The organism is Dactylosporangium sp. NPDC049742, assembly GCF_040674675.1.
GTDB lineage: Bacteria > Actinomycetota > Actinomycetes > Mycobacteriales > Micromonosporaceae > Dactylosporangium > Dactylosporangium maewongense.
Genome location: NZ_JBFANF010000004.1, coordinates 341,300 through 350,702, shown reverse-complemented (window position 1 = coordinate 350,702; position 9,403 = coordinate 341,300). Strand labels below are relative to the sequence as shown.

Below are 9,403 nucleotides of genomic sequence, written 5' to 3'. Positions count from 1 at the left end.
CGGCATGTCACCGCGCACCGCGCAGCGGCACCTGCGCGGCGAGGGCGGCTTCAGCGGGCTGCTCGCCGCCGCCCGCGCCGACGCCGCCGCGGGGCTGCTCATCGACACCCGGCACGCGCTCGGCGTCGTCGGCTTCGCCAGCGGCTACACCGACCAGCCCCACTTCACCCGCGAGTTCCGCCGCCGGACCGCGATGACCCCCGCCGCCTTCCGTTCGGCGTTCGCCCGTCCAACGCCATCCGCCCGTCCAACGCCATCCGCCCGTCCAACGCCATCCGCCCGCCCGGTGGCATCCGCCCGCCCGGTGGCGTCCGCCCGTCCAGTCGCGTTCGCCCGCCCAGTACAGGAGACACCGCAATGCACCTGAACGACCGGACCGTCCTGATCACGGGCGCCAGCCGCGGCATCGGCCGGGAGCTGACCCGGCAGGCGGTCGCCCGCGGCGCGCACGTGGTCGCCGTCGCCCGCGGCTTCGACGGCCCCGCCGACGACCGCGTCACCCGCTGGCCGCTCGACCTCGCCGACCCCGCCGCCGTCGCCGACCTCGCCGACCGCGTCACGGAGCGGCACCCCGACCTGTCGGTCGTCGTCAACAACGCCGGCGTGCAGACCCTGACCGACTTCCTCACCGAGGACCCGCGCGACCTGCGCCCGGTGCTGCGCCGGGAGATCGCCGTCAACCTCGACGCGGTCGTCGCCCTGTCCACCGGCCTGCTGCCGCACCTGCGCCGCCGGCCGTCCGCCGCGATCGTCAACGTCACCACCGGCCTGGCCCTCGCCCCGAAGCGGTCCGCCCCGGTGTACTGCGCGACGAAGGCCGCCGTCCGCTCCTTCACCCGCGCCCTGCGCTACCAGTGCCAGGACGCCGCCCCGCACGTCCGCGTCGTCGACGCCGTCATGACCCTCGTCGACACGGACATGACCAGCGGCCGCGGCGCCAACAAGATCAGCCCCGCGGCCGCCGCGACGTCCATCCTGGACGGTCTCGCCCGCGGTACCGACGAGATCCTCATCGGCAGGTCCAGGCTCCTGCCGCCGATCATGCGCCTGTCACCCGCCCTCGGCCACCGCATCCTGCGCAACACCTGACCTCACGGCGCCTCCCACGCCGAAATCCGGGTGCCGGGCGGGCGGCCGGCGCATACCCTGGCCGGCGGCAGCCGAGACGGGGAGGTGACGGCGGTGGCGCGCAGGAGCCCGCAGGAGAAGAAGGCGCTGAGCTACGCCAAGGACCGGCGCAACGACTACGGCGAGAACGACAAGAGCTCCCGCAAGAACATCCGCCGCAACAAGCGCCACCCGAACCGCGCCGACCGGCACCGCTCGCACCAGGTCCTCGCCGCCGCGACCGGCCCCGCCTCGGCGACGGCGTCGGAGGCAGCCGAGACGAAGCTGCTCGCCAAGAAGTCGATGTGGTTCACGAAGCGGTGGCGCAAGTACCGCGACGCGCCGCTCGCCGACATCCTCACGTACCAGCTGGGCCGCCGCGCCCGGCTCGGCATCGACGCGCCGTCCACGGTCGAGGCCCGCATCGACCGCATCCGCGGCGCCCGCGACCGCGCCGGCCGGCGGTAGGTCCCCTCACAGGTCCCGCAGGTGCAGCAGGGACCTGAGCCCCAGGTCGCGGCGCAGCCGCGCGTCGTCGAGCGCGTCGACGAGACTGGCGAAGCCGACCCAGCCGGCGCCCGCGCTGTCGACCATCGCGCGGACCGTCCGCGCCTGGCTGCCGGTGTCCACCCAGTCGTCGACTGCGAGCACCCGGTCCGCCGGCCGCACCAGGTTGCGCCGGAAGCCGAGCTCCAGGTGCCGGTCCCGGTAGTCCGGCGGCGTTGTGCGACGGATCCACTGGTCGCTGTCCCCGGCCGGGGCCCGGTCCTTGCGCACCTCGACGAACCCGACCCCCAGGTGCAGCGCGACGAGCGGCCCGACCAGCGACCCCCGCGAGTCCGGCCCGAGCACCACGGTCGGCTCCGCCCCGGCGAACAACCCCGCCAGCGCCGGACCGAGCAGCCCGAGCAGCTCCGCGTCCCGCCACCAGCCGGTGATGTCGGCGTACCGGCTCGTGTCGGTCCGGTCCCCGCGCCACACGAACGCCTCGCGGAGCCGGGCCCTGACATCCACCACCCCGCCCGCAGCCACGCCCGGAGTGTAGGCCGTGCCAGACTCGGTGCCGTGCTCGACTTCGTCCCCGCGGAGGGCGGCCGGTGGCACGGTCTGCTGTTCGCGAACCATGCCTCGCCGCCACGCCTGACCTGGTGCTTCGAGTTCCCGTTCGAGGACGATGACGACTCCGGCCCGCTCGGCCTGACCGTCGAGTGGATGCCGGCGCCGACGGACAGCTGGCGCCGGATGGGCGGGCTGCGCCTGACGACCGCCGCGTTCGGGGAGCCCGCCGAGGCGAGCGTCTACCACTACGTCCACCACCGGTTCGACACCGTCGACCTCCGGCTGAGCGGGCAGGACGGGCCGTCGCTGCGAGCGGTGGTGTCCCTGTCCGGCGACGCCGACCGCCTGGGCGTCGACCCCGTCCACGCCGACGCCACGCTCACCTTCGCCGGCCTGCTCGTGGCGCTGCCGGGCGTCACGGCGCCGGACGACGCGCTCGCCCGGCTGGCGGAGTTCACCGACACCACCGGCCTCGTCCTCGACCCGTCGGGCGCGACCGCGGCCCTACGGTTCGTGCCGCGCGCCTGACGCCGGCGGCGCTCGCCGCCGACCCGTCCCGGCTCACCTGGCGCGTCACGGTCGGCGGCGGCGTCGACATGGTGCTGCGGCTGCCGTCAGAGGGTGAACCGCAGCCGTGACGGCTCGCCGCGGGTCAGGCGGTCCGCGTGCTCCGCGGTGTTGAGCACGTCGGCGAGGGTGGCGCCGGCGGCGAGGCGCTCCGCGACCTTCGCCTCGGTCGCCATCACCTGCGCGGCGGCGGTCAGTCGGGCGACGGCGACGGCCGGGTCGAGCACCACGATGCCGTCGTGGTCGGCGATGACGACGTCGCCGGGGTGGACCGGCACGCCGCCGCAGCTGACCGTGGCGCCCAGGATGCCGGGCTTGGTCGTGGTGCCGGCCTTCGGGGTGACGTGCCGGCTGTAGACGGGCAGCCCGCAGCCGGCCACGAAGCGCAGGTCACGATAGCCGCCGTCGACGACGATCCCGGCCAGGCCCTTGCCCAGCGCGACCCGTGCGAACAGCTCACCGGCGAGGGCGGTCTCGCGTCCGCCGCCGTCGACCACCAGTACATCACCCGCCGACGCGACCTCGATCGCCTGGATCACGCCGAAGAAGTCGTCCCGGCACCGGACCGTGACCGCCGGGCCGCACATGACGGGATTCGCCGACCGGCAGCGCAGCGCGGGCGACATGACCCGCACGTCATCACCGACGTCGCACAGCGCCGTGGTGTCGACTTCGGCGGCGAGGCGGCGGATCTCATCCATCATCCCGCGACGGTACCGCGCGGCGCCGGCTACTTCCGGTCGACCTGAGCGCACGGCGTCGCGCGCTGCCCGGCCGGCGTCGGCGTCGGTTTCGCCGCGGCGACCGGCGCGACCTCGGGCAGCGAGTGCGTGGTGCCGCCGAGCCGCACGTACGCGACGGCCCCGACCACCACGAGCACCGACACCACCGCCGTGACCACCCAGATCACCGCGCCCGCCCCGGCGCTTCCGGAAGGTCTTCGGCTACCTCGCCCTGCTCGTCCACGCCAGCCCCGCCCCTCGAATGTCGTGCATTGATGGCAGGAGTGGATCATCGGCTCGGCGCCGGCCTCCGCGTTACTTCAGAACAGTGCCTGCTGCCCCGGGAGCGGGTCGTCGTCGAGGAGGCCGTCGAGCCGCCACAGGCAGAGCCCTTCGTCGTCGCTCGTCAGCCACGTGCCTGGCTCGGCCGAACGGTGGACGTCGCGCTGCGGCACCGGATACTCGACGACGGAACGCACGCGCAGCGTTGCCGCCGACAGCAGCAGGTGCTGCTCCAGGTCTGTCTCGTGGTCGTCCAGGTTGTACGCGGCGAGCACCAGCGACTCGTCGACCACGGCGGACGCGAGCAGGTACGCGCCCAGGTCCGTGGGTCTGCCGGCCGTGACCGCGTTCGTGGCGATGTCCCGGACCGTGAGGCGGGTCCCGTCGCGGGTGCTCGCCAGATACCGGGGTTCCGTGCGGTGCAGGTCGGTGAGCGTCACGCCGGGTATCGCCCGGACCGCGATGCCGGCGGTCGTGGGGCGGGCCAGCCAGCTGCGGTCGCCGGCGAGACCGGTCCAGTCGCCGCGCGGGTCGTCGATCCAGGTGGACCAGCCGGGGTGGACACCGAGGACGGCCTCGCCGATCGGGCGGCCGGTGGCCGTCTCCCGCGCGCCGAGCCGGTCGCCGGCCAGGGTCCACAGGACGCCGCGCCCGTCCAGGTGACACTCGGTGACGCCCTCGAGGGCCTTCCGCCACACCTGCCGGCCGTGCAGGTCCTCGACCGTGACGGCGCCGTCGGTGACGGTGCCGATGTGGGTGCCGTCGCTGGACACCACGCCGCAGCCGCCGTCGACGGTCGCCCTGGCGCGCAGCCGCCGGCAGAGGAGGTGCGTGGCGTCGTCGTCCGGATCGGTGACCAGCCAGCCGCCGCCGGCCACGGGCCTGACCTCGCCGGACGCCGCCCCGACGCGGGACTCGGCGATCAGGCTGGGGCGCATCCGCAGCACGATACGGTTTATCGTGCTGCGATGAGCCGGTGGGCGTGGGTGAGGTGTGGGGTCGCGCTCGCCGCCACCATCGGGATCGCGCTGCCGACCGCCGGGATGACGATCCTGCGCGGCGACGCGCCCTGGTTCTTCGTGGGGATGGTCGCTGTGTCCGCCGGGCCGGCCTGGCTGTACGCATGGCTGGTGCGCACCCCGGTCATGTCGATCCTGGTCGGCGTCGCGTACGTGCTGATCGACGTGCTGCTGCCGATCCCCGGCTACCGCGAGGCGTTCGTGACCGGGGCGGGCGCGGGCGGCTGGCTGTTCTGGTACGACGGCCTCCTCGGCGTGCCGCTGGCCTGGCTGTCGTTCCTGGTCGGCTGGGGCATCGACGCCCTGATCAGGTACTCCACGCCGCCGCGACCCGACGTGCCGCGGCGCGGGTGAGTGGAAGTCTCAACCGGCGGTTCAACGGTACGGTTGACAGACATGAACCGTGGGAACGCAGCATGATCCTGCCGAAGATCCGGGATCCCCGCTTCATCACGATCCGACGCGGCGGGTCGCTCACCGATGACGACCATCACCTGCTCGCGTTGTGGGCCGCCGGGTGCGCGGAGCACGTGCTCGGGCTCTTCGAGGCGGCCCGGCCGGGGGACCTCCGGCCGCGCCGGGCGATCGAGGCCGCCCGGGCGTGGGTGCGGGGCGAGATGAAGATGATGGAGGCTCGGGCGGCGGGCGGGCACGCGATGGGGGCGGCCCGGGACCTGCGCGGCGCCGCGCGGCACGCCGCGTACGCCGCCGGGCAGGCCGCGGTCGTCGCCCACGTCGCCGCGCACGAGCTGGGCGCGGCCGCCTACGCCATCAAGGCCGCACGCGACGGCGCCGGCGACGCGGCGGCGCGGCAGGAGTGCCAGTGGCAGCGGGACCAGCTGCCGGACGCCATCCGCGAGCTCGTCCTCGACGACCAGCGGCTGCGCAACGACATCTGCTGGTCGGTGTTCGAGTGCTGAGGCGTGTTTGGCAGGAGAGGTGGCTCGGTGGGGTCGGCTGAGAAGGAGCGGCGGCGGCAGCTCAAGAACGCGTACAAGAACGCGGAGCAGGCCGCCCGGAGCGCGCTCATGCCGATCACTGAACAGCAACTGGAGTCGCTGGTCGCGTTCGTCGACGAGCGGGTCGTCGCGGAGGGTTGTGACCACACGGCCCGCTTCGCGGAGCACTGGGCCGAGCTGCACTCGGTCGACTGGGACACGCTCGAGGAAGGGTTGCACGAGTTCGACGGCTACTGCGACTGCGAGATCGTGATGAACGCCGGGCCTGACGTGGTCTTCCGCTGACCTGGGTGGCCCGCCGCCGTCGCATCGCGGCTGCGCGGGGTCTGCCCGGCGGGCGGCATGGTCGATCATGAGTTGGTGACCAACGCCGACGCGGTGTCCTTCTCGCTGGCCGTGCCGCCGCTGTTCGCCGCGCTCGCGCCGGCGCGCAACGTGCTCGTCGCCGGGGCGGGTGGTGGGTTCGACGTGTACGCCGGGCTGCCGCTCGCCCTCGCGCTCTGGGAGGGTGGGACGCGGGTGCACCTGGCCAGCCTGTCGTTCTCGCAGCTGGAGCTCGTCGACCGGGCCGCGTGGATGACGGAGCAGGTCGTGGCGGTGCGGCCGGACACGGAAAGCCCCGACTGGTACTTCCCCGAACGCGCCCTCGCCCGCTGGCTGGCGGCGCACGACCTGCCGCCGACCGTGTACGCGTTCCCGCCGCTGGGTGTCCAGACCCTGCGGGACGGCTACCGGCACCTCGTCGAGCACCTCGACATCGACGCGGTGGTGCTGGTCGACGGCGGCACCGACATCCTGCTGCGCGGCGACGAGAGCGACCTCGGCACCCCGGTCGAGGACATCACCAGCGTCGCGGCCGTCGCCGGCCTCGACGTGCCGGTCAAGCTGGTGACCAGCCTCGGCTTCGGCATCGACGCGCACGACGGCGTCAACCACGTGCAGGTGCTGGAGAACCTCGCCGCGCTCGACCGCGACGGCGGCTACCTCGGCGCGCTGTCCATCCCGGGCGCCGGCCGGGAGGCGGTCCTGTACCGCGACGCCGTCGCCGCCGCCCAGGCCGCCACCCCCGACCGGCCCAGCATCGTGCAGGGCCAGATCGCCGCCGCCACCGCCGGCGAGTTCGGCGACGTCCGCTTCACCCACCGCACCTCCGGCGGCGCCCTGTTCGTCAACCCGCTGATGGCCGTCTACTTCACCGTCGACCTCGACAAGCTCGCCGCGCGCTGCCTGTACCTCGACCGCATCGAGCACACGATCGGCCGCCGCCAGGTGATCACCCGCATCCAGGCCTTCCGCGACGAGCTCGTCACCGCCCGCATCCCCCGCGCCTACCCGCACTGACGTCGCGGGGCATCGCGGCGGGGCGGTTTGTGCGAGACTGGCGCCGCTTTCGGGGATCTCGCTCGCACGGAGACATGATGACGCTGCACTACCGCCGCCCCAAGTTCTACCTGCTCGCCATCTACTTCCTCGCCGGGTGCGGGGCCATCTGGGCGTCGCAGACCGGCTACGAGCTGACCGTGCTCGTGTTCGTCAACCTGGGCTCGACGGCGATGCTGATCCTGGGTGCGATCGCGATCCTGTTCTCGCTCTGGCAGCTGCGGGAGGCGTTCCGGCCGGACCCGGTGGTCATCGGCGAGGCGGGGCTCCAGCTGAAGGTGGCCGGCATCAACCGGCTCGTGCCGTGGGGCGCGATCGACGCCGTGTTCCTCGAGCCGTACGTCAACCCCGGCAGCGACACCCGCACGCACCGTCTCGTGCTGACCCCGGCGCCCGGCGTCGACGTGGGCGCGAAGACGGACTACGGCAACCAGGCCGACGGTCGGCCGTCGATCGTTCTGCTGGCGGTCGACGAGACCGTGCACACCGCCGCCGAGGTGGCCCAGGCGCTCACGGCGTACGCGGGCCCGCGGTTCCTGCCGTCGCCGCTCAGCATGGAGAAGTGACGCCGGACCGCTGGGCGCGCTGCTGGACCCCGGCCGAGGTGGCCCGCCGCCTGACCGGGGTCACGCTGCCCTGGTACGTGGCGGGCGGCTGGGCCCTGGACCTGTTCCGCGGCGAGCAGACCCGCGAGCACCACGACATCGAGATCGGCGTGCCCGCGGGGCGGTTCGCCGAGCTCCGCTTCCCCGGCCTCGTGTTCGACGCCGTCGGCGGTGGTCAGATCTGGGAGTCCGCGGACCAGCCGGCCCTGGACGCCACCCGGCAGACCTGGCTGCGCGACCCGGCGACCGGCGACTACCTGCTCGACGTCTTCCGCGAGCCGCACGACGGCGACACGTGGATCTACCGGCGGGACGAGACGGTCCGCTACCCGTACCGCGACATCATCCGGCGCACCGAGGACGGCGTCCCGTACCTGATCCCGGAGCTGGTGCTGCTGTTCAAGGCCAAGGAGCCACGCCCGAAGGACCAGGCCGACTTCGACGCGGTGCTGCCCCTGCTGGGCGAGTCGCAGCGGCGGACGCTGGCCGCCCTGCTCGCGGCGCACCCGTGGCGCGCGGCGTTACTGTAGCCGGCAGTACTCGACGTGCAGCTCCGCGGGCGGGTTCCGGCGGTCGTGGTAGCGCCCGATCCTGCCCAGGTTGATCTCGGCGCAGCAGTGCGTGTCCGGGGTCACCGCGAGGTGTGCCGGGCAGTCCTCGGCGAGCTGCCGCAGCTGCCATCGCCGCCCGGCCCGGCCGGCGGCAACCGACTTCCGCGGCTACGGGTCGAGGGCCGGCGTGTTCGCCTTGTCGAACACCACCGACCACGGGCCGGGCGAGCCGAGGATGCGGCCGGGGCCGTCGGCGCGGGGCCGCAGCACGGCGCCGGCCAGCTCGCCGAACCGGGCGGCCGCCGGGTGCGGGGCGCGGCGCGGCCACACCGCCGACGTCTCCTGCCACAGCGGGTCGCCGGCGAGCGGGCGCCACGCGACGCGGGGTTCGCGGCGCACGGCGTCCTCGCGCTCCAGGCCCACCCCGAGGCCGGCGAGGACGAGCCCGCACAGGAACTCGGGGTTGCGGGCGTGCCGCACCCGTGACGGCACGAAGCCGAGGTCACGGCATTGATTGAGGAGGGTGTCGTACCAGGTGGGCGCCGTCGCCCGGGGGAACACGACGAGTCCCTGCCCGGCGAGCTGCCCGGCGGTGACCTCGGTGAGCCGGGCCAGCGGCGAGACCCGCGGCAGCACCACGCCGAGGCGGACCCGGGTGACCGGGCCGCGGCGCAGGTCGGCGGCGTCGACCGGGTGGTGCACGAGGCCGACGTCGAGCCGGGCGGCGGCGAGCAGGTCGAGCTGCTCGGCGGTGGTGAGCTCCTGCAGGTCGACGTCGACGCCGGGCGCCTGCTGGCCGAGGCGGCGCAGCAGCTCGCCGAGCGCCGCGGCCGGCGTCTCCGGGGGCACGCCGGCGCGCAGCGTGCCGAGGTCACCGTCGCGGATGCTGTGCATGAGCGCCCGCAGCCGCCGTTCGGCCGCCAGGAACTGGACCGCCTCGTCGCGCAGGGCGCGGCCGGCGTCGGTGAGCTCGGTGCCGCGCGGCAGCCGGTCGAAGAGCGTGACGCCCAGCTCGCGCTCCAGCCGGCGCATCGCCTGGCTCAGCGGCGGCTGGGCGATGCCGAGCACCTCCGCGGCCCGGCTGAAGTGCAGCTCGTCGGCGACGACGAGGAAGTACCGCAGATGCCTGGACAGGTCGGCCATAGGCTGACC

General features: G+C 74.2%; 15 protein-coding genes. 10 read left to right on the top strand and 5 right to left on the bottom strand.

From position 1 onward, the window contains the following. The 3 genes from AB0J72_RS08620 to AB0J72_RS08610 form a co-directional block, all read left to right on the top strand. On the top strand, positions 1–367 hold a 367-nt coding region (locus tag AB0J72_RS08620), incomplete at its 5' end, for a helix-turn-helix domain-containing protein (protein ID WP_363396265.1). Then, positions 358–1,089 (top strand): SDR family NAD(P)-dependent oxidoreductase, encoded by a 732-nt coding sequence (locus AB0J72_RS08615; RefSeq protein WP_363396262.1) that lies wholly within the window; start codon positions 358–360, stop codon positions 1,087–1,089. The genes AB0J72_RS08620 and AB0J72_RS08615, both read left to right, overlap by 10 nt. A gap of 93 nt (positions 1,090–1,182) precedes the next feature. Further along, a complete protein-coding gene (locus AB0J72_RS08610) occupies positions 1,183–1,575 on the top strand; it encodes a hypothetical protein (RefSeq protein WP_363396259.1) in 393 nt (130 codons plus the stop codon). Positions 1,576–1,581: 6 nt separating this feature from the next. On the opposite strand, the gene AB0J72_RS08605 is transcribed toward AB0J72_RS08610, so the two are convergent. After that, positions 1,582–2,139, bottom strand: a complete 558-nt coding sequence (locus tag AB0J72_RS08605) for a phosphoribosyltransferase family protein (RefSeq protein ID WP_363396256.1) — start codon at positions 2,137–2,139, stop codon at positions 1,582–1,584. A 33-nt stretch (positions 2,140–2,172) separates the two neighbouring features. On the opposite strand from AB0J72_RS08605, the gene AB0J72_RS08600 reads away from it, so the two are divergent. After that, entirely contained in the window at positions 2,173–2,694 is a 522-nt protein-coding gene (locus AB0J72_RS08600) for a hypothetical protein (protein WP_363396253.1), read from the top strand. An 86-nt stretch (positions 2,695–2,780) separates the two neighbouring features. Here AB0J72_RS08600 and AB0J72_RS08595 read toward each other — a convergent pair whose 3' ends face one another. The 3 genes from AB0J72_RS08595 to AB0J72_RS08585 all read right to left on the bottom strand — a co-directional run bounded on the left by AB0J72_RS08595 (position 2,781) and on the right by AB0J72_RS08585 (position 4,675). After that, complete coding sequence (locus tag AB0J72_RS08595) at positions 2,781–3,437, bottom strand: RraA family protein (protein WP_363396250.1); 657 nt, start codon at positions 3,435–3,437, stop codon at positions 2,781–2,783. 26 nt (positions 3,438–3,463) lie between these two features. Then, positions 3,464–3,643, bottom strand: a complete 180-nt coding sequence (locus AB0J72_RS08590) for a hypothetical protein (protein WP_363396247.1) — start codon at positions 3,641–3,643, stop codon at positions 3,464–3,466. A gap of 132 nt (positions 3,644–3,775) precedes the next feature. After that, positions 3,776–4,675, bottom strand: coding sequence for a hypothetical protein (locus tag AB0J72_RS08585; protein ID WP_363396244.1), 900 nt, complete (start codon positions 4,673–4,675; stop codon positions 3,776–3,778). A 30-nt stretch (positions 4,676–4,705) separates the two neighbouring features. Between AB0J72_RS08585 and AB0J72_RS08580 the strand changes: the two genes are divergently transcribed. From AB0J72_RS08580 to AB0J72_RS08555, 6 genes are all read left to right on the top strand, one after another. Next, on the top strand, positions 4,706–5,110 hold the full coding sequence (locus tag AB0J72_RS08580) for a hypothetical protein (protein WP_363396241.1): 405 nt from the start codon (positions 4,706–4,708) through the stop codon (positions 5,108–5,110). A gap of 62 nt (positions 5,111–5,172) precedes the next feature. After that, the gene (locus AB0J72_RS08575) at positions 5,173–5,676 is read left to right on the top strand and encodes a putative immunity protein (protein WP_363396238.1); all 504 of its coding nucleotides are present in this window, start codon (positions 5,173–5,175) and stop codon (positions 5,674–5,676) included. Between the two features lie 27 nt (positions 5,677–5,703). After that, the gene (locus tag AB0J72_RS08570) at positions 5,704–6,000 is read left to right on the top strand and encodes a DUF2695 domain-containing protein (RefSeq protein ID WP_363396235.1); all 297 of its coding nucleotides are present in this window, start codon (positions 5,704–5,706) and stop codon (positions 5,998–6,000) included. A 75-nt stretch (positions 6,001–6,075) separates the two neighbouring features. After that, on the top strand, positions 6,076–7,056 hold the full coding sequence (locus tag AB0J72_RS08565; protein WP_363396232.1) for a DUF1152 domain-containing protein: 981 nt from the start codon (positions 6,076–6,078) through the stop codon (positions 7,054–7,056). A 74-nt stretch (positions 7,057–7,130) separates the two neighbouring features. Next, complete coding sequence (locus tag AB0J72_RS08560; RefSeq protein WP_363396229.1) at positions 7,131–7,661, top strand: hypothetical protein; 531 nt, start codon at positions 7,131–7,133, stop codon at positions 7,659–7,661. Then, on the top strand, positions 7,658–8,230 hold the full coding sequence (locus AB0J72_RS08555; protein WP_363396227.1) for a hypothetical protein: 573 nt from the start codon (positions 7,658–7,660) through the stop codon (positions 8,228–8,230). The genes AB0J72_RS08560 and AB0J72_RS08555 overlap by 4 nt, the downstream gene beginning before the upstream one ends. Positions 8,231–8,419: 189 nt before the next feature. On the opposite strand, the gene AB0J72_RS08550 is transcribed toward AB0J72_RS08555, so the two are convergent. Next, positions 8,420–9,394 (bottom strand): LysR family transcriptional regulator, encoded by a 975-nt coding sequence (locus AB0J72_RS08550; protein ID WP_363396224.1) that lies wholly within the window; start codon positions 9,392–9,394, stop codon positions 8,420–8,422. Positions 9,395–9,403 lie beyond the last annotated feature (9 nt).